This window comes from Novosphingobium sp. FG90 (assembly GCF_057808725.1).
In genome coordinates this window covers 194,889-212,542 of sequence record NZ_JBMDIO010000007.1, presented here as the reverse complement: position 1 = coordinate 212,542, position 17,654 = coordinate 194,889, and the positions used below count along the sequence as shown (strand labels likewise).

At 66.0% G+C, this 17,654-nt stretch carries 18 protein-coding genes; 9 read left to right on the top strand and 9 right to left on the bottom strand.

The genetic code is table 11. From position 1 onward, the window contains the following. Positions 1–2: 2 nt before the first annotated feature. Genes ACODRZ_RS09245 through ACODRZ_RS09235 form a run of 3 tightly spaced genes read right to left on the bottom strand, consistent with a single transcriptional unit; the run spans position 3 to position 1,866 of the window. Complete coding sequence (locus tag ACODRZ_RS09245; protein WP_488969972.1) at positions 3–764, bottom strand: SDR family NAD(P)-dependent oxidoreductase; 762 nt, start codon at positions 762–764, stop codon at positions 3–5. Beyond that, a complete protein-coding gene (locus tag ACODRZ_RS09240; RefSeq protein WP_488969973.1) occupies positions 761–1,540 on the bottom strand; it encodes an SDR family NAD(P)-dependent oxidoreductase in 780 nt (259 codons plus the stop codon). Before ACODRZ_RS09240 ends, ACODRZ_RS09245 begins: the two co-directional genes overlap by 4 nt. Further along, complete coding sequence (locus ACODRZ_RS09235) at positions 1,537–1,866, bottom strand: putative quinol monooxygenase (RefSeq protein ID WP_488969974.1); 330 nt, start codon at positions 1,864–1,866, stop codon at positions 1,537–1,539. The genes ACODRZ_RS09240 and ACODRZ_RS09235 overlap by 4 nt, the downstream gene beginning before the upstream one ends. Positions 1,867–1,886: 20 nt before the next feature. Here ACODRZ_RS09235 and ACODRZ_RS09230 point away from each other — a divergent pair, with 20 nt between their 5' ends. Continuing rightward, a complete protein-coding gene (locus tag ACODRZ_RS09230) occupies positions 1,887–3,392 on the top strand; it encodes a tetratricopeptide repeat protein (RefSeq protein ID WP_488970185.1) in 1,506 nt (501 codons plus the stop codon). Between the two features lie 90 nt (positions 3,393–3,482). Here ACODRZ_RS09230 and ACODRZ_RS09225 read toward each other — a convergent pair whose 3' ends face one another. Further along, a complete protein-coding gene (locus ACODRZ_RS09225) occupies positions 3,483–5,813 on the bottom strand; it encodes a TonB-dependent receptor (protein ID WP_488969975.1) in 2,331 nt (776 codons plus the stop codon). Positions 5,814–6,064: 251 nt separating this feature from the next. Here ACODRZ_RS09225 and ACODRZ_RS09220 point away from each other — a divergent pair, with 251 nt between their 5' ends. Continuing rightward, complete coding sequence (locus tag ACODRZ_RS09220) at positions 6,065–6,775, top strand: TetR/AcrR family transcriptional regulator (RefSeq protein ID WP_488969976.1); 711 nt, start codon at positions 6,065–6,067, stop codon at positions 6,773–6,775. A 19-nt stretch (positions 6,776–6,794) separates the two neighbouring features. Beyond that, the gene (locus tag ACODRZ_RS09215; RefSeq protein ID WP_488969977.1) at positions 6,795–7,274 is read left to right on the top strand and encodes a nuclear transport factor 2 family protein; all 480 of its coding nucleotides are present in this window, start codon (positions 6,795–6,797) and stop codon (positions 7,272–7,274) included. Positions 7,275–7,311: 37 nt separating this feature from the next. On the opposite strand, the gene ACODRZ_RS09210 is transcribed toward ACODRZ_RS09215, so the two are convergent. Both ACODRZ_RS09210 and ACODRZ_RS09205 read right to left on the bottom strand, forming a co-directional pair. After that, positions 7,312–8,088 carry a ThuA domain-containing protein gene (locus ACODRZ_RS09210; protein WP_488969978.1) on the bottom strand — a complete coding sequence of 259 codons (777 nt, stop codon included), beginning with the start codon at positions 8,086–8,088 and terminating at the stop codon, positions 7,312–7,314. Next, positions 8,085–9,530 carry an aromatic ring-hydroxylating oxygenase subunit alpha gene (locus ACODRZ_RS09205; protein WP_488969979.1) on the bottom strand — a complete coding sequence of 482 codons (1,446 nt, stop codon included), beginning with the start codon at positions 9,528–9,530 and terminating at the stop codon, positions 8,085–8,087. The genes ACODRZ_RS09210 and ACODRZ_RS09205 overlap by 4 nt, the downstream gene beginning before the upstream one ends. 146 nt (positions 9,531–9,676) lie before the next feature. Between ACODRZ_RS09205 and ACODRZ_RS09200 the strand changes: the two genes are divergently transcribed. From ACODRZ_RS09200 to ACODRZ_RS09180, 5 genes are all read left to right on the top strand, one after another. Continuing rightward, positions 9,677–10,456 carry an SDR family NAD(P)-dependent oxidoreductase gene (locus ACODRZ_RS09200; protein ID WP_488969980.1) on the top strand — a complete coding sequence of 260 codons (780 nt, stop codon included), beginning with the start codon at positions 9,677–9,679 and terminating at the stop codon, positions 10,454–10,456. After that, a complete protein-coding gene (locus tag ACODRZ_RS09195; protein ID WP_488969981.1) occupies positions 10,453–11,274 on the top strand; it encodes an SDR family NAD(P)-dependent oxidoreductase in 822 nt (273 codons plus the stop codon). The genes ACODRZ_RS09200 and ACODRZ_RS09195 overlap by 4 nt, the downstream gene beginning before the upstream one ends. Positions 11,275–11,400: 126 nt before the next feature. Then, a complete protein-coding gene (locus ACODRZ_RS09190) occupies positions 11,401–12,180 on the top strand; it encodes an SDR family oxidoreductase (RefSeq protein WP_488969982.1) in 780 nt (259 codons plus the stop codon). 16 nt (positions 12,181–12,196) lie between these two features. Continuing rightward, complete coding sequence (locus tag ACODRZ_RS09185; protein WP_488969983.1) at positions 12,197–12,706, top strand: VOC family protein; 510 nt, start codon at positions 12,197–12,199, stop codon at positions 12,704–12,706. 155 nt (positions 12,707–12,861) lie between these two features. Next, a complete protein-coding gene (locus tag ACODRZ_RS09180; protein ID WP_271183928.1) occupies positions 12,862–13,140 on the top strand; it encodes a hypothetical protein in 279 nt (92 codons plus the stop codon). A 90-nt stretch (positions 13,141–13,230) separates the two neighbouring features. Here ACODRZ_RS09180 and ACODRZ_RS09175 read toward each other — a convergent pair whose 3' ends face one another. The 3 genes from ACODRZ_RS09175 to ACODRZ_RS09165 all read right to left on the bottom strand — a co-directional run bounded on the left by ACODRZ_RS09175 (position 13,231) and on the right by ACODRZ_RS09165 (position 15,805). Further along, complete coding sequence (locus tag ACODRZ_RS09175; protein ID WP_488969984.1) at positions 13,231–13,590, bottom strand: EthD domain-containing protein; 360 nt, start codon at positions 13,588–13,590, stop codon at positions 13,231–13,233. Continuing rightward, entirely contained in the window at positions 13,587–14,375 is a 789-nt protein-coding gene (locus tag ACODRZ_RS09170; protein WP_488969985.1) for a sugar phosphate isomerase/epimerase family protein, read from the bottom strand. The genes ACODRZ_RS09175 and ACODRZ_RS09170 overlap by 4 nt, the downstream gene beginning before the upstream one ends. 251 nt (positions 14,376–14,626) lie before the next feature. Beyond that, entirely contained in the window at positions 14,627–15,805 is a 1,179-nt protein-coding gene (locus tag ACODRZ_RS09165) for an aromatic ring-hydroxylating oxygenase subunit alpha (RefSeq protein ID WP_488969986.1), read from the bottom strand. 111 nt (positions 15,806–15,916) lie between these two features. On the opposite strand from ACODRZ_RS09165, the gene ACODRZ_RS09160 reads away from it, so the two are divergent. Next, entirely contained in the window at positions 15,917–17,539 is a 1,623-nt protein-coding gene (locus tag ACODRZ_RS09160; RefSeq protein WP_488969987.1) for an AMP-binding protein, read from the top strand. Positions 17,540–17,654: the final 115 nt, after the last annotated feature.

Here is a 17,654-nt window from a genome sequence, read left to right as displayed (position 1 = left end):
AATTACATCGTTGCGGTAAGGCCCTCGTCGGCGGGGATGACAGCGCCGTGGACGGCGCTCGACTTGTCATCGAGCAGGAAGCAGACGAGCTGGGCGATCTGCTCGGGGTCCATGAAGAACTGGCGGCGCGGGCTGGGATGGCCCTCCATCAGCGCGGCGATGGCCTGCTCGCCCTCGGGGGTGCGCAAGTTGGCGGTCAGCGGCGTCGCCACCGCGCCGGGGCACACGCAGTTGATGCGGATACGCTTGGGGCCAAGCTCCGCCGCCAGCGTGCGCGCCAGCATGGCGACCCCGGCTTTCGAGGCGCTGTAGGCGCTGTCGCCCGCGCGGCCCGCGGTGCCGCTGACCGAGCCGATGAACACGATTGCCCCGCCGCCCGCCTCGATCATCGCGGGCAGCACCGCCTGCGTGACGTAGAAGCTGCCCTTGAGATTGACGTCGATATGCCGGTCGAACAACGAGAGCGGGCTTTCGGGCACCGGGTTGGGCGCCCAGGTCGCAGCGTTGTTGACCAGCAGCGTGACGGGACCGAGCGCAGCCTCGATGCCCTTCACGGCCGCCGCGACCGCATCGGCATCGGCGATGTCCACCTGCGTCGCGTGCGCCAGCGTGCCCTCGGCCACGGCCTTGTCGAGTTCGGCCTGCGGCACCTCGGACAGCACCGCGACCTTGGCGCCCGCCTCGGTCAGCAGCTTCGATACGGCAGCGCCGATGCCGCTGGTGCCGCCGGTTACCACGGCGACCTTGCCTGCAACGCCGCTCATTGCGCAGTGAACCCGCCGTCGACGATCAGTTCCGAGCCGTGCATGTACCCGGCCTCGTCGGAGGCGAGGAAGCGCACGGTCTTGGCGACGTCGATGGGATCGGCCATGCGCCCGATCGGGTGCGCGGGGGCCAGCCCGGCGGCGGCTTCCTCGACGCTGGCGGCGAAACCGTTGTCGACGATGCGCTGGAGGATGTGCTCGACCATGCCGGTCTTGACGCCGCTGGGGTGCACCGAATTGACCCGCACCTTGTAGCCCAGCGCGGAGAACTCCATCGCGCAAGCCTTCACGAACAGCGTCACCGCACCCTTGGAGGTGCAGTATCCCACATGCAGCGGCGATCCGATCTTGCCCGCAACCGAGGAGATAACGACCACCGATGCCCCGTGCGGCAACGTCTCGCCCGAACGCCGCAGCAGTTGCGCCGCCACCTTGGTGCCGAGGAACACGCCGTCCACGTTGACCGCCATCTGCTTGCGCCATTGCTCGAGCGTCGTATTCTCCATCTTTTCGACGACGACGATACCTGCGACATGGACCAGCACGTCGAGCCTGCCGTGCTTCTGCTCCACCGCCGCCACCGCCGATTGCCACGATCCCTCGTCGGTCACATCGAGCTGGAGGTACTCGCCGCCGCTCCACGATCCGGCCTGTGCGGGAAGATCGGCACCGATCACGATGGCCCCCGCGTCCACCAGCTGCCGGGTGATCTCGCTGCCGATGCCGCCTGTGCAGCCGGTGACGAGGGCGATGCGGCCTTGAAGCGAAGCGGTCATGCATGAACTCCCGGATTGGTATTGGCGTTGACGGCTTCGCCCAGCAGGTCGAAGACGCGGATGTCGGGATCGCCGTCGAGGCAGGCGTAGCCTTCCGCCGACATGGCGACGTGATAGGGGCGGTTGGCGTGGGCCTCCTTGGCCTCCATGCTCGTAAAGATCTCGGTGAAGCCGAAGGCGTTGGGGTCTTCCTGCGCGCGCATGACCTGGAACAGCAGCGTCTCTGGCTCGTTGGCGCGCACGTCCTTCTGGAGTTGCGTGGTCAGCTCGATGAAGCGCTGCGTCTTGTCCGGCTTCGTGCGGACATGCATGATGACACCAATCATACCTGAGAGGACCTTTCGTGATGTGGGGGGAAATGCTGGCCGAAGCGGCGCAGGCCGCGCAGGGGCCGCAGCCGGAAGCCGCCCGCCCGCTGGTCGAGCGCCTGCTGGCCGAGAAGCCGGGCAATGCCGACGCACTGACGCTCGCGGGGATCGTCGCTCAGCGTACCGGCCGGATCGAAGACGCCCTGCGCGCTTTCCGCGAGGCGCGCGATGCCGATCCGCTCGACGCCGGAAGACATCAGAACCTGGGCGTCGCGCTCAAGAATGCCGGGGCCTTCGACGAGGCGCTGACGGCGTTCGGCGCCGCGCTCGACCTCCGGCCGGGACATGCGGCGACCCTGGCGAACCTGGGCTCGTGCCTGATCGCCGCCGAAAGGTACACGGAAGCACTCAAGGTGCTCGCAGCCGCGGGCGACGGCGCCGACGCGCTCAACAACACCGGCGTGGCGCTGGCGCGGCTCGGCCGCCATGGCGATGCGGTGGAGCCTTACCGCCGATCTCTCGCACTGCGTCCGGGCCATCTCGAAACCGCCCTCAATCTTGTCGATGCGCTGGCGGCTTCGGGCCTGCAGGACGAAGCCGCCCGCCTTGTCGGCCAGGTGCTGCGTGCCCAGCCGCGCAACCCGCGCGCAGCCAACCAGCTCGGCCTGATGCGCGAGCAGGCGGGCGACTTCGGCGGGGCTATCGAGGTGATGCGCGGCGCCTTCGATCCCGCCGCGCCCAACCATGCCCTTGGCGTCAACCTCGTGCGCGTGCTGATCCGCGCGGGCGAGGCGCAGGATGCCCTCGGCGTCTGCGGCCGGCTCGTCGCCACCCAGCCCAGCGTCACCACGCCGATCGCCCTGGCGCTTGCCGCATTCGAGCAGCTCGGCTGGACCGCGGAGAGCGAGCGGATCATGGCGCTCGACCGCTTCGTGAGCGTGCATGACGTCGCCGCCGCGCCGGGCTTTGACGATCTTGCCCAGTTCAACGCCGCGCTGGTCGAGGAACTGCGCGCCCATCCTTCGCTGACGTTCGAGCCCGAGGGCCTTGTCACCCGTCAGGGGCGCCAGAGCGCGGACCTTGCCGATGCCGAGACCCCGGCGCTGCGCGCGCTCGGCAGGATCGCGCGCGAGCAGCTTGCCGCCGTCCATGCGCGCCTTTCCGCCCGGAGCGCGGCCGGCAGCGCCGACCATGCGTTCCTGCATGCCCTGCCCTCCGAATGGACCCTGACCCTGTGGGGCACGATCCTGCGCCCGGGCGGCGAGGTCGGCCCGCATATCCATGCGCCCAACTGGCTCTCCGGCGTCTACTACCCCGAGTTCGAGGGAGACGGCGATGAAGGCGCCTTCGCCATCGGCCTGCTGCCCGCCGAACTGGGCGGCGGCGGAAAACCCGTCCTGCACAAGCCCCGCGCAGGGCGGATGATCCTGTTCCCGTCCTACCTGTGGCACGCGACGCTGCCTTTTGGGGGCGAGAAGGAGCGCGTCAGCTTCGCTTTCGACCTCGTCCCCGCAGGGGCCGGCCGTCCGCACAAGCTGCCTTGAGAACTTCCCCTGCGGCGCACGAAACCGCAGGGGAAGGCCGGCTCGGCGCAGGCCCGCACCTGCCCGTGAGGGGAGCGCCGCCGCCATGCTTCAGAACTTCACCGAGCCTTCGACGCCGAAGCTTCGCGGCGGGGCGTAATTGGTGAAGTTGAACAGTCCGGCGACCGAGTTCGCCGAGACGCGGTACACCTCGTCCAGCAGGTTCCGGCCGAACACCGCGATGCGATAGCGTTCGTCGGGATCGGTCCAGCCGATGCTCGCGCCAACCAGCGTGCGCGCCTGTCCCTGCGAGTAGTCGGCATTGAGCGTCGTGGATTCGTACTGCGCCTGGTAATTGATGTCCGCATTGAGCGAGACGACACCCCAGTCGGTCGGCGGGAATTCATAGTGCGCGCTGCCGCTGGCCGTCCACTTGGGGGTGTTGCGCAGCTTGAGATAGGAAGCGTCGTCATTCACCCCGTCGCCGTCCACGTCGGTGCTGAATTCGTCGTACTTCGCCTTCTGCCAGCCCACCGAAGCGCCCAGCGTCAGGCCCGGCACGGGCGCGGCTGAGATTTCCAGTTCGATGCCCTTCACATGGGCCTTGCCGGCATTGGTGGTGCGCGTCTCCTGCCCCGGCAGTCCGGTGATCGGGTCGATAAAGGGCACCACCGCGTCGCGCTGCAGATCGTTGTACTTCACATAGAACGCCGCAATGTTGACGCGCAGCTTGCGGTCGGCCGTCTCGGTCTTGAAGCCCAGTTCGAAGCTGTCGGCCGTCTCCTCACGGAACGGCAGGGCCGAGGTCGCCGACATGGCCTGTTCGTTGTAACCGCCCGACTTGTAGCCCTGGCTGTACGTGAAGTAGTTGTTGATCCCCGGCGCGATCTCCCAGCGATAGCCGGCCCGCACGGTGGGCTTGGAGAACTTCTTGCTGTCGCTGTACTGCGGCCAGAAACCGGTCTCGATCAGCGAGCGGCGGACCTGCGGCTGGACGGCGAAGTCCTTGCTCTCCTTGGTGTAGCGCGCACCGACGAAGACGGCCAGCGGATCGGCCAGCTTGTACTCCGCCTCGCCGAACACGGCGTAGCTGTCCACCTTGTAGTTCGCGGTCGACTGGTTCGGGTCGGTCAACGCGGTGGGATCGCCCAGGAAGCGCAGGAAGCCGAGGAAGCTGGTGGCGTTGGCATCCAGCTTTTGCCCCCAGTACATGCCGCCCACGGTGAACTTGAGCACGTCGGAGAAATCGGAACTGAACCGCGCCTCGAGGCTGTACTGCTTGCGCACGTCCTCGCGGGTGGAGACGAACAGGTAGGCATTCTCGCCGGTATAGTCCGAAGGCAGCTTGGACTGCACCCGCCGCCAGCCGCCGACGACGGTGATCGTACCGACGTCATCGACCGAATGCTCGCCGCGCAGGTAGACGCCGTCGACATCGATGCGGTGGCCCTTCAGCGTGCCCACGCAAGTCGGCGCGGTGGCAGAGCCTTCGCACAGCGTCGTACCGGTGTGGAACGGACTGCCGCCGGTCGTCTGGATGCCGGGAAAGCCGACAACGTCGATCAGGAAGCCCGGAGGCGTCTCGTTGACCGAGGGCGGGGAATCACCGCGGTCACGCAGCAGTTCGTAGGTCAGCAGGATGTTGGTGTCGTCGGTCGGCTCCCACAGCAGCTTGGCGCGGCCGCTGAAGTAGCGCGATCCGCCCCAGCGCTGGCCGCGTCCGGGCACGCCCTCGAAGCCGTCGACGTCGTTGTTCTTGGTCAGGCGATAGTATCCGTCGCTCTCCTGGAACGATCCCGCCGCGCGGAAGTAGAGGTTCTCGGCCAGCGGAATATTGATCGCGGCCTTCACGTCCTTGGTGTTGAAGCTGGAATAGCCGAGCCGCACTTCGCCGCTGAAGCCGGGTTCGGGCTTCTTGGTGATGACGTTGACGACGCCGCCCACAGTGTTCTTGCCGAACAGCGTGCCCTGCGGACCGCGCAGCACTTCGATGCGCTCGACGTCGAACAGGTCGAACAGCTGGGTCTGGACGTGGGCGAGCACGAAGTCGTCCACCACCACGCCGACGGCGGGCTCGAAGGTCAGGATGATGTCGCCGGTGGACTGGCCGCGAATGCCGATCGAGGCGGCGTTGAAGCCCGGCACGTTGGTGATGACGACGTTGGGCACGTCGCCCGCCAGCGCGCGAATGTCGGTGGCGAACTTGTTCTGGATCGCGGTCTCGGTGAAGGCGGACACCGCCACCGGCGTATCCTGCAGCGATTCCGAGATGCGCCGCGCGGTGACGACGATGTCCTCGAGCCCGCCCTGCTGCGGTGGCGGATCGGCCTGCGGAGCCGCCTGTGGAGCCGCCGATTGGGCCATCGCGGTGGTGCTGACGCTGGCCAGAAGCCCCGTGGCAAAAGTCGTGAAGACGCAATTCAGGTGTCGTTTGCCGATCATGTTCTTCCCCTCCGAACCGACTGCCTTCGTTTGGTCATGGGCAGTTCGAATCACGTGCCGACTTTTTCGCCGGGCAGGCATAAATGAGTACAGATGATCATTTTTGTGAAGACATAAAAAACATTCATGTATGATTTGTTTTACCGCAGTGCAGCGGTGATGGAGCGGAGGGGATTGTCTTGGAGAGCGGCGAAGTTCACGTTTCTCGCGGTAATGAAAAGAGAACCGCCACGCCGGGGGGCATTGCTGCGATGCAAGACGTGATCGCGAAAAAAGCGCCCGTGATTCGCCGCCGCTACACCAGCCCGGCCATGACCGAGCGGCGCGCGCGCATCGTCGACACCGCGCACCGCATCCTCGGCGAAGGCGGAGTCGCGGCGCTGACCATCCGGCGACTGTCCGAGGACGCCGGGGTGGCACAGCGCACACTCTACCGCCTGTTCGGCGACAAGGACGGCGTGATCAGCGCCACCGTCGTCGATCGCATGGTCGAGGTGCGCGAGCACATCGCCAGGCGCGGCGCGACTTACACGCTGGAGGTGGTGTTCCGCGAACTCGACTGGATGGTCAGCGAGCTTGAGCGCGACAGTCTCTACGCCCGGGTGGTGATCGACTTCGTCTTCGCGCCCGAACCGCGCGAACTGGAAGTGCGCGAGCTGACTTCGGTGGCACACACGCGCTTTTCAGGCTGGCTCGACCTGCAGCGCGCGAAAGGCCACGTGCGCGATGATCTCGACCTCGCCTCGCTGGTCGATACCCACGTCATGCACGAATTCGTGGTCTACCGCCGCTGGTCGCTGGGCCAGTGCGCGGGTGACCAGTGCCGCGCCGAACTGCACGCCTGCTTCCTGCAGAGCGCGGCGCTGCTGCTGACCGGCGACATTCGCGAGACCTACATGCGCAAGCTGGCGGCGATCCAGAAGAAGATCACCCGCCTCAAGCGCGCCTCGACCAAGGAATAATCACAAGCGGGAGAAGATGATGACTCTTGAAGACCTGATCGCGCGCGAGGAGATCCGCCAGCTTCGCGTGGATTACTCGGCCGCCTTCGACACGATGGACGAGGCTGCGGTGCGCCGCAATTTCGCCGACGACATCCTATGCGAGTTTCCGGAGCCCTACGAAGGCGTCGAGGCGGTGCTCGGCCTCTATCGCCAGCACTGGAAGCACCTGCGCGCGCCGCTGGAGACGCTGCACTACGTCGCCAATCACGCCATCGAACTGACGGGGCCGGATACCGCGCGCGGGCATTGCCTGCTGCTCGATCTCGTCACGCGCCAGCATGCAGGCTCGGCCATCGTCACGCCCGGTGGAGAGGCGAACCCGCTGCTGCTGATCGGGCGCTATGACGACCACTATGTCCGGCAGGACGGCCGCTGGAAATTCGCCCGGATCGCTCTGACTATCCTGTGGCCGACGCGGTCGGATGAAACCGGAGCGCTTCCGTTCAAGGTCGATTGAGCGGGGGCGGCGCCGGGGCAGCCCCCGGCGCCGCGTCTCACTTCCCGCACTGCTTGAGCCAGGCGATGCCCCGGCGCAGCAACTCGTAGAAGACCGGCAGGTCCCACGCGCAGCGGTCCACCGTCGGCCACCAGTCGAGCATCGGCTGGAGGTCATAATGCCCCCGGCAGTGCCCCAGCGTGTTGTAGAGTACCGCGCCTTTGCCGTGGCCCTTGAGGTACATCACCGGCTGCTTGCCCAGCGCGTCGGCCGCCTCGACAAAGCCGGTGCCCTCCACGGTGCAGTCGGTCTCCAGCAGGACGTGGAGATGGCCGTGCGTCTCCATGTGGTAGAGTTCGTCGGTCGTCTCGAACGGCTCGATGCCCGCCACCAGCGGGTGCCCGGGATCGGCCACGGTCACCGTGTAGGGCGCGATCGGCGGGTGCGAGATGAACTGCGAACCCAGCATGTCCATGAACAGCGGCGCCCAGCGCGGGGCGTCCCACAGACCCTTGTCCGGCCCTTCGGACAGCAGGCGCAGCACCGAGTTGGTGCCGTGCAGCGCATGCCAGCGCCCGCCCGCCTTCAGCCAGTCGCGCAGCACCTCCTGCGCCGCCAGCGAGGGCGTGACGTCGCAGGTATAGGTGATGAGGATGTCCGCCTGCCGCAGCGCGTCGAGGTTTTCGTAATCCTCGAACACGCGGGTGCGCACGCTGGGGTCTTCGGCGAGGAGCTTCAAAAGCTCCAGCCGTGCGAAGTCCATGTCGTGCCACACGCCGCCGCAGATGAGGACGCAGTTTATGCGCGGTGGATGCGCGCCTTCAGCTTCACTCATGCCGTCGGAGCCCCGCCGAGGTCGCCCCCAAGATCACCGTTGATGTACTTCATCATCGTGTCCTGGAACTGGCGGATGCGGATTTCCTGGTAGTTGCCGAGGTTCACCTTGCCGTTCTTCGAGGCATGAAGGCCGTCCTGCACGTAAGGCAGGTTGTCCATGTCCTGCTCGAACACGTCGCCCAGAATGCCGAGTTCCGGCGCCTCGGTCCACTTCTGGTCGAGCCGCAACATCTTGAGCGGCGCGCCGCGCGGGATCGGCTGTCCCTTGGGAATGCGCGCGAGGATGCGCACTTCCATGATGCAGGTGTCGGGCGTCTTGCCGGGCAGCCAGTTGTAGACGATGTTCGGCATGTACCCGCCCCAGGGCGCGAAGTTCGGGAACACGTTGTAGACCAGCCCGTCGAGCAGTTCTGCGTCGGTGGCGCTTTCGTGGTCGTAGCCAGTGCTTTCGGTATAGGCGGCACGCATGGCGGCACCCAGCGCGGCGCGGGCGGTCATGCCCTCGGGCACCTTGATCGCCATCGGATTGGCGTGCGCCTCACCCTCGTAGTTGTCGCCGGAGCGGCCGTTGTACTTGATGAACTCGTCGACGATCCACTGCTCGCCCTGCCCTTCCGCGATGTGCGGGCTCATCACGCCGAAGGGCACCAGGTTGACGTTCACGTTGTCGCCCCAGGTCCAGTAGGCGGCGTTGGAATCGCCCGTGAACGGCAGCAGCTGCGGGTGGGTGACGATGGTGTGCCAGGCCTCCATGAAGGCCTCCATCACCACCTTCCAGTTGGCCGGGACTTCCTTGGCCACGCGCATGACGCTGGCACATTCCTCGTGCCGCCAGCGCTTGAAGTGCTCGGGCAGCGGAGCGAGGAATTCCTCGAGGCTCGGCCCGCCCGATTCCTCGCGAATGAAGACATAGCCGGACCAGCGGCCGACTTCGGCGGCAGGCAGGTCGAGGTCCTTTTCGGCCAAGTGCGGGAAGTCCCACTGGCAGGGCATCGAATCGAAGCTGCCGTCCTTCTTCCACGCGAAACCATGGAACGGGCAGACGAACTTGTCGGCCGCACCTTCCTCGGTGCGCAGCTTGCGGCCGCGATGGAGGCAGACGTTGTGCATCGCCCGGATCGAGCCGTCGTCCTGACGGCTGACGAGGTAGGAACGCCCGGCGTTCTCATAGACGATGAAGTCGCCCGGATCGGGCAGGTCTTCCTCGCGCGCGACGAACTGCCACACGTAGGGCCACATCCGCTCGCGTTCGAGCCTGGCGAATTCCTCGCTGGTGTAGCGTTCGGCGGGAATCGCCTCCGAACCGCGGTAGGTATAGCTCTCGTCAGTCAGAATCGCGGGCGGGGTGCGCGAATCCTGCGCCATCAGTTCCGCCCAGCTGATGCCTTCGCTGCGGTCTTCACCCAGCTTTCCGGCGATTTCCGGATCCCGATCGGCCATGGTCGTTCAATCTCCCAAGAACGCATTTCCCTGTTTGTCGCCATTTCTGCACCCCGCTGCAGCACAAGTCACCTTGCTCAAAATCATAGGTTGTGGACCGGCGCGGATGGGCCATGTTGGCTCCGAATGGTTATTGGGAGAATGCCGTGAAGCGGCTTGAAGGCAAGGTGGCGCTGGTCACCGGAGGAACCTCCGGCATCGGCGCGGGCACTGTCGAGCGTCTGTGCGCCGACGGGGCGAAAGTCATTTTCACCGGCTCCAACCAGGCGGCGGCGGATGCCCTGTGCGCCGCGACTGGCGCCGAGTTCGTGAAGCACAACGTCACCGACGCGGCGGCGTGGGACGGCCTGATGGCACAGATCCTCGAAAAGCACGGGCGGCTCGACATCGCCTTCGCCAATGCCGGGACCGAAAGCGGCGACGGCAGCATCGAGAGCATCTCGATCGAGGGCTGGAACAACGTCATGGGGGTCAACCTCACCGGCGTCATGCTGACCGTGCAGCACGCGATGCGGGCCATGGCGAAGAACCCGAAAGGGCCGGTGGGCTCGATCATCGTCAATTCCTCGATGAACGCGCACCGGGCGATGGGCAACTTCGTGGCCTATTCGGTGTCGAAGGCCGCCGTAATCGCGCTGGTCAAGGCGTCGGCGGTGCACTCGGGCAACCAGAAGTACCAGATCCGCGTCAATGCGGTGCTGCCGGGCGTCGTCGAGACGGCGATGATCGTCAACCTTATCGAGAAATCGGGCGATCCCGTCGCCACCCGCGCCGCCTATGAGGGCCTATCGCCGATGGGCCGCATGGCCTCTGTGGGCGAAGTCGCAGGGATGGTCGCGTGGCTCGGCAGTGATGAGGCAAGGTTCTGTTCGGGCAGCGAATTCACCATGGACGGCGCGTCCACCGCAGGGATGAACGGCGTATGAGCGAAGAACTGGGTTCGCAGCGGCTGAAGGGCCGCGTGGCGCTGGTTTCCGGCGGACTGCGCGGCATCGGCCTCGCCTGCGTCGAGCGGTTCCTGGCCGAAGGCGCCGAGGTGGTCCTCACCGACCTCGAGGCGCCGGACACCGAGTATGCCGCCGCCACGCTCGCCCGTCTGGGGCAGGCTGCCAGCTACGTCAGCGCCAATGTCGCCAGCGAGGACGACTGGGCCAAGGTCCTCGCCGCCGTGACCGAAAGGCACGGAAAGCTGCACATCCTGGTCAACAATGCCGGGATCGACCTGACCGGCCCGGTGGCGGAAACCTCGCTGGAGGGCTGGCGCCGGATCATGAGCATCAACGTCGACGGCGTGTTCCTCGGCGTGCGGACGTTCGTGCCGCTGATGGCCGCGAGCGGGGCGGATTTCCGGGGCGGTGCCTCGATCATCAACGTCAGTTCGATCATGGGCCTCGTCGGCATGAGCGAGGTTTCGGGCTACAACGCCAGCAAGGGCGCGGTGCGGCTGTTCACCAAGTCCATCGCGCTGGAATTCGCCGAAAAGAAGATGCCGATCCGCGCAAATTCGCTGCATCCCGGCTTCGTGATGACGCCGCTGCTGCAGGAGGGCTTCCAGCGCTGGGTGGACAAGGGCGTCGCCAGCAAGGCGCAGGATCTGGTCGATCTGATGTCCAGCAAGACCCCGATCGGGCGCCTCGCGGACCCCGCCGAACTGGCAAGCGCGGTCTATTTCCTAGCGTCTTCAGACAGTTCGTACATGACCGGCGCCGAGCTTGTCGTCGATGGCGGCTGGACCGCGCAATAGTGCGCCCCGTCTCGGGGGGCTTCGACAAGCTCAGCCTGAGCGGAAATTGAAGCAGGTTTTTCATATTCCGCTCAGGCTGAGCTTGTCGAAGCCCCGGCGGCCGTAAGCATACGGGAGAGAACACCAATGACCATCGCCCTTCCCGACGTGATCGCCGTCGTCACCGGCGCTGCCGGCGGCATCGGCCGCGAGATCGTCAAGGCCATGAAGGCCGCCGGCGCCACCGTGATCGCCACCGACCTCAAGGACAGCGCAGACATCGAAGGCGCCGACCACTATCTCAGGCACGACGTCACCAGCGAGGCCGACTGGCGCGCGGTGGAGGCGCTGGTGCGCGAAAAGTACGGTCGCCTCGATGCGCTGGTGAACAACGCGGGCTTCTCGATCGTGACGAAGTTCGAGGACACGCCGCTCAGCGAGTTCCACAAGGTCAACGCGATCAACGTCGACTCGGCGATCATCGGCACGCAGGTCATGCTGGGTCTGCTTCAGGAAGGTGGTAAGGCGCGGGCCTCGGGCGCCTCGGTCATCAACTTCTCGAGCGTCGGCGGCCTGCGCGGCGCGGCGTTCAATGCCGCCTATTGCGTCAGCAAGGCCGCGATCAAGATGCTTTCGAAGTGCCTGGGCGCAGAGTTCGCCGCGCTCAAGTACAACATCCGCGTCAACTCGGTGCACCCCGGCGGAATCGACACGCCGATGCTGAACTCGATCATGGACCGCTACATCGACCTTGGCGCTGCGCCCTCACGCGAAGCCTCGATCGCGGCGATGAACGTCGCGCACCCGATCGGCCGTCTCGGCAAGCCGGAGGAAATGGCGGGCGGCGTGGTGTTCCTCGCCTCCAGCGCGTCGAGCTTCATGACCTGCGACGAACTGGTGATGGACGGCGGGTTCAGCCAAGTCTGAAAAGGAGGAGCAGCGCATGGCCCAGAAACTGCCCGGCATCATCGGCGTCCACCACATCGGCGTTTCGGTGCCCGATCTGGGCAAGGCGCGCGAGTTCTACCTGGACATCCTCGGCGCGGCCGAGGAAGTCGAGCCGCTGAGCTGGTCCGACAACCCCTTCATCGACGAAGTGGTGGGCCTCGAGGGCAGCGCCGCCAACCAGTTCTTCTGCCGCCTCGGCAATCTCCAGATCGAGGTCTTCCAGTACGACGCCCCGAAGCAGGCCCCGCAGGACCCGCGCCGGGGCGTCAACGAATACGGCTATACCCATATGGCGCTGCAGGTTGAGGACGTCCTTGCCGTCCACGAACGGATCGTCGCGGCGGGCCTGCCGGTGCACACGCCGCCTGCGATGGAGGGCATCACCGTCGATGCGAGCGGCGTGAAACACGGCTATGCCGGAACTTATTGCCGCGACTTCTTCGGCAATGTCTTCGAGATTCTGGAGATCCACGAAACGCCGGAAATCCTGCCGATCCACGCCTGACTTTCCGCGTTCACATTTGAACGCAAAGGAAAAAATTTCAACGCGAAGCCCTAATTCGCCGGATGAACCGAAACTTAATCGGCCCGGCCGTGTTCCCGGATTGAGAGACAGCGCGGTATCGGTCGCGACGCCGCCCCCGCCCGGGAGCCTGAAACGTGGATATGAACACCCTCAACCGCAGTCGTGCCCAGCAGGTGGCGCGCGTCGTCGAGATCCGTGCCATCGAGAGCGGCACGGTGGACGCCGATGCTGTGCCCGCCGCCCTGCTCCGCGATGCCGTGCGGGAAGCCGGGTTGTTCCAGCGCTCGGTGCTGGGCCACCTCGACCACAAGGAATGGCGCGATCGCGTCCGCGCCGACGGCCAGCGTCTGATGGACTTGCTCGCCGAGATCGGTTTCCGTCCCAGCGAGCGCGCCGCCCGCAAGTCGGCCTGACGCCTTCGTCATTGCGAGCGAAGCGAAGCAATCCAGAACTGTTTGCTCGGCCCTGGATTGCTTCGCTTCGCTCGCAATGACGAAGAGGAGTTATCCGACCGGAGGCATCACCGATGCGCTCTCGGTCACGGTGAAGGCGCGGACGCGGCTGCGTTCGAACAGGTTTTCCTCGTCCTCCGCGATCATCGCGGCGACCTGCGGATCGCCCAGCGCGGCAAAACAGGCGTCGCGCGTCGCCGCGTCGGGGAAGTCGATTTCCATCACTACATCATGATCGAACGGCTGATCCGTCCCGTCCATCGGCGAGAGGAAACGGCGTACGTAGCGCGTGGCGTAGCCCGCCAGCACCTTCTCGCCGATCACCCGGTGGCTGCTTTCGTAGTAGGCGCGGAAGTCCTCGACGCTCATGCCTTCGCGGCGCTTGAGGAGCGTGATCACGGTCACCGTCATGCCAGCACGCCCATCCATTCGCGCATCCCGTCAAGCACAGCCTTCGCCCGCAGCGCCGGGTGCGAGAACGCCTCTCGCAGCGCCGCCGAGCGCAGTTCCAGCGACAGCGGAATCCCTTGCGGCAGGGCCTGCAGCATTGCCGCAAGCGGCAGCGCGCCCTCGCCCGGCTGTTCGCGCAGATCGATGGCGTCGGTGATGATCGCGTCGAAGTTCGCCGGATCGGGCCGCTCGGCCCGCGCGTCGCAGAACTGGGCGTAAGGCAGCAGCGCCGGATCGATGGCCGCGATCTGATCGACCGTCGTGCCGGAGCGATCGACGTGGATCGGATCGACCAGCACCGCGCGCAAGGGATGTCCCACCCGGTCGACAATGCCGAGCGCCTGCGTCAAATCCTTCACCTCGGTGAATATGCCGAATTCCAGCGCCACGCGCATTCCCGAACCCTCGGCATGGCGGCACAAGGCGGAGAGGCGCTCGATCGTCTCGCCCTCCTCGTGCGAGGATACGCAAAGCACGTTCGCCGCGCCGAGCTGCGCGCCGACGTCCAGCACCTTGCGGTGATCGTCGAGCGTGGTGTCGGGGCGAATCCACACGACCTCGACGTCGAGCACGGGCAGGCAGGTGCGCTGCAATGCTGCACGCGCATCGCGGGTATGCTGCGCGGTCCATTCCAGCGGATCGACCCAGAGGCCGACCGCATCGAACCCGGCGGCGGCGCCTGCCTCGATCACGTCCACCGCGCCGAATTCGGGCAGGACGCCGGAGGCGAGGGATAGCTTGTGCATTGTGTTCTCTCCCAAACCGCGCGTATCACACGGCGTCACCCTGAACTTGTTTAGCTGCGCTGGCCTTCGGCTCAGGGTCCATCGTGCAGCAAGCGCTGTTTCTCAATCAGCGAACCGACGGGGCCGTTGGCGACACGACCTTCCGGCACCAACTGCCCGATGGACCCTGAACCGAAGGCCAGCGCAGCTAAACAAGTTCAGGATGACGGTAGAGAACAAGGCGGCGGCAGCTTGCGAGCACCGCCGCACTGTCACATCACCGGTTCGGGCAAGGAGGCATCATCCGCCAGATACCAGTTCAGCCATTCATGGAAGTACTGGTTCCCCCGTTCGTTCTTGCCGAACGTCAGGTCGTCATGCGCGCCCGATTCTAGGCCCTTCTGGATCTCCAGACCGATCACGTAGTCTTCCTCATACGTCACATCGCGGAAGAAGTTCATCGCCCCTTCCACCGCCTCGCGGTCCGCCTCGTCCTTGACCGGATTGCGGCGGAGGTAGTTCAGCACCGTGCGGTTCTCGGCGGGCGTCGGTCCGGGGAACAGCTGCGCGACTTGCGTGATCTCCGGCGCGATGAAGATCGAGACGTTGGGGAAGAAGATACGCACGAAATCATAGCCGTAGTTCTCGCGGTTGCCCCATTCCTCGCGCGGGACGTCCTTGAGCTGCTCGGCGATCGAATGCTGCGGGAAGCCGATGCGGATGTTCGGCCCGAAACCTTCGTAATGCGTGCAGTTCGACGGGGTGCGCGGGAAAATCGTCTCGGGGTGGAGCGACTTGAAGTGGTAACCCTCGAGGTATCCGTCGAAGGCGATCTTCCAGTTGGCGCCATGGATCGTGCGATTGCCGAGGTACGTCCAGTTGGCGAAGTCGAGCGCGTCGAAATCCTCGAGGAAGTCCTTGAAATAGTGATCGAGGTCCATCGGCGCGTTGGGCGTCAGGCACACGAAGATCATGCCGCCGCGTTCCTCGCACGGCAGTTCGCGCAGGCCCATCGCGCCCTTGTCCACCTCGCCAAAGGTGCCCGGCTCGGAGATGCCGATCAGCTTGCCGTCCGCGCCGTAAGTCCAGGAGTGGTACTTGCAGGTGAAGCGCGAGCAGTTGCCCTTGCCGTCTGGCGCGACCGGCGCGCCGCGATGCGAGCAGACGTTGAGGAAGGCGCGGACCTTGCCCTGCTTGTCGCGGTTGATGAGCACCGGCGAGCCGACCGCGTCCATCGCCTTGTAGTCGCCGGGATTCGGCAGTTCGGCGGTGAAGGCCAGCATCAGCGGCACGCGCTTGAAGACCAGCTCCAGCTCGGCCTTGAACTGGTCCTTGTCGGTATAGCTGCTGGTGGGGACGCGCAGCGGCCGTTCGGTCTGGAAGGTCTTCTTGTTCGCCACGTAGTCGAGCATGATCTCGGCGACGTCACCAATGCGCTTAACCCGTTCCACGGTCTTCTCCCGGTAATTTATGCCTTCGATCCTGCGCGAGGCGTCCGATGGCGACAAGCTGCGCAAGGTGATAGGCGACAGGGGGGCGCACAGTGCGGCACTCAAGGGATCATGATGGAGAGGAAGAGCCCCCCGTGGGCATGGCTTGAAACCCCACCGCCGCATCTTGCCGCCTACGCGGGAACCGGCCTGTGGGACGAACGCACGATCGCCGGGCAGGCGAGCGCGCTGGCCGAGGCCGACCCCGGCTTCGTGTGCCTGATCGAAGGCGACGTGACCGTCACTCGCGCGCAGGCGGTGGCCGATGCCGAGGCGCTGAGCGCCGCGATGCATGCGCGCGGCCTGCGGCCGGGAGACGTAATCGCCTTCCAGGTGCCCAACTGGCGCGAGGCGATGGTGATCAACCTGGCCGCCGCGATGTCGGGCCTCGTCGTCAACCCGATCGTGCCGATCTACCGCGACCACGAAGTCTCGCTGATGCTGGCGGACTGCGGCGCGCGGGCATTCTTCGTCGCCTCTTCGTTCCGCAAGTTCGACTATGCGGCGATGGCGCGCCGACTCGCGGGCGTGCTGCCGGACCTGGCTCATGTCTTCACCGTGCGCGGCGAAGGTTCGGACGATTACGCCGCGCTGGTCGAGGAAGGGCGCGCCCTCTCCTTCGAACGGCCCAGAGTCGATCCGCTGGGCGTGAAGATGGTGCTCTACACCTCCGGCACCACGGGGCGGCCAAAGGGCGTGCTGCACAGCCACGTCTCGATCGCCCGCATCCTGCGCGAGAGCGGGCACTACTGGGGCTTGACCGAAGGCGAGGCGACGCTGATGCCCTCCCCCGTCACGCATGTCTCGGGCTATGCCAACGGGCTGGAGGCGCCGTTCATCTGCGGAATCCGCACGGTGCTGATGGAAAGCTGGAACGCGGAGCAGGCACTCGCCCTGATCGACCGGCATCAGGCGGTCGGCACCGTCGCCGCCACGCCGTTTCTCGTCGAGCTGGCCGCCGCCGCACGCGCGAGCGGCAATCGCCTGCCCAGCTTCCGCTTCTTCGCCTGCGGCGGCGCGGCGGTTCCGGCGGACCTGATCCCCGCCGCCAATGCCGCGTTCGACCACTGCCGCGCCTTCCGCGTCTTCGGCGCCTCCGAAGTGCCGCTGGTGACGTTCGGCTGGCCCAACGTCGAGGCGCTGGCCGCGACGACCGACGGCGCCGTGGTCGATTACGAAGTGCGCATCGTCGATCACGAGGACCGCGACCTGCCCGACGGCCGGGAAGGCGAAATCCTCGCGCGCGGTCCGGGCATGATGCTGGGCTACGCCGACGAGACGCAAACGCGCGAGGCGATCACCACCGACGGTTTCTTCCGCACCGGCGACCTCGGCGTGCGGACCGAGGACGGCGCGATCACCATCACCGGCCGCAAGAAGGACCTCATCATCCGGGGCGGCGAGAACATCTCCGCCAAGGAGATCGAGGACGTGCTCCACGCCCATCCCGGCGTGCGCGAGGCGGCCGTCGTCGCCATGCCGCACGAACGGCTGGGCGAAGGTGTCTGCGCCTACGTCATCGCCGATGGCAAGGCACCGAGCCCGCAGGAACTCGCCGCGCACATCGCCGACAGCGGGCTGGCGAAGCAGAAAATTCCCGAGAGGTTCGAATTCCGCGAGGATTTCCCGCGCACCGCATCGGGCAAAGTGCGCAAGGATCTGCTGCGCGCGGACGTGAAGGCACTGGTGCCCTAATTCCTCCCCGAGCTTGTCTCGGGGAGGTGGCAGCCCGTCAGGGCTGACGGAGGGGGAATTTTCCGAACTCTCCCCCTCCACCACCGCTTCGCGGCGGTCCCCCTCCCCGAGCAAG

Coding starts and splice junctions, on each gene's coding strand:
- ACODRZ_RS09245 (WP_488969972.1), bottom strand. CDS start 764: ATGAGCGGCGTTGCAGGCAAGGTCGCCGTGGTAACCGGCGGCACCAGC.
- ACODRZ_RS09240 (WP_488969973.1), bottom strand. CDS start 1,540: ATGACCGCTTCGCTTCAAGGCCGCATCGCCCTCGTCACCGGCTGCACA.
- ACODRZ_RS09235 (WP_488969974.1), bottom strand. CDS start 1,866: ATGATTGGTGTCATCATGCATGTCCGCACGAAGCCGGACAAGACGCAG.
- ACODRZ_RS09230 (WP_488970185.1), top strand. CDS start 1,887: ATGTGGGGGGAAATGCTGGCCGAAGCGGCGCAGGCCGCGCAGGGGCCG.
- ACODRZ_RS09225 (WP_488969975.1), bottom strand. CDS start 5,813: ATGATCGGCAAACGACACCTGAATTGCGTCTTCACGACTTTTGCCACG.
- ACODRZ_RS09220 (WP_488969976.1), top strand. CDS start 6,065: ATGCAAGACGTGATCGCGAAAAAAGCGCCCGTGATTCGCCGCCGCTAC.
- ACODRZ_RS09215 (WP_488969977.1), top strand. CDS start 6,795: ATGACTCTTGAAGACCTGATCGCGCGCGAGGAGATCCGCCAGCTTCGC.
- ACODRZ_RS09210 (WP_488969978.1), bottom strand. CDS start 8,088: ATGAGTGAAGCTGAAGGCGCGCATCCACCGCGCATAAACTGCGTCCTC.
- ACODRZ_RS09205 (WP_488969979.1), bottom strand. CDS start 9,530: ATGGCCGATCGGGATCCGGAAATCGCCGGAAAGCTGGGTGAAGACCGC.
- ACODRZ_RS09195 (WP_488969981.1), top strand. CDS start 10,453: ATGAGCGAAGAACTGGGTTCGCAGCGGCTGAAGGGCCGCGTGGCGCTG.
- ACODRZ_RS09190 (WP_488969982.1), top strand. CDS start 11,401: ATGACCATCGCCCTTCCCGACGTGATCGCCGTCGTCACCGGCGCTGCC.
- ACODRZ_RS09185 (WP_488969983.1), top strand. CDS start 12,197: ATGGCCCAGAAACTGCCCGGCATCATCGGCGTCCACCACATCGGCGTT.
- ACODRZ_RS09175 (WP_488969984.1), bottom strand. CDS start 13,590: ATGACGGTGACCGTGATCACGCTCCTCAAGCGCCGCGAAGGCATGAGC.
- ACODRZ_RS09170 (WP_488969985.1), bottom strand. CDS start 14,375: ATGCACAAGCTATCCCTCGCCTCCGGCGTCCTGCCCGAATTCGGCGCG.
- ACODRZ_RS09160 (WP_488969987.1), top strand. CDS start 15,917: ATGATGGAGAGGAAGAGCCCCCCGTGGGCATGGCTTGAAACCCCACCG.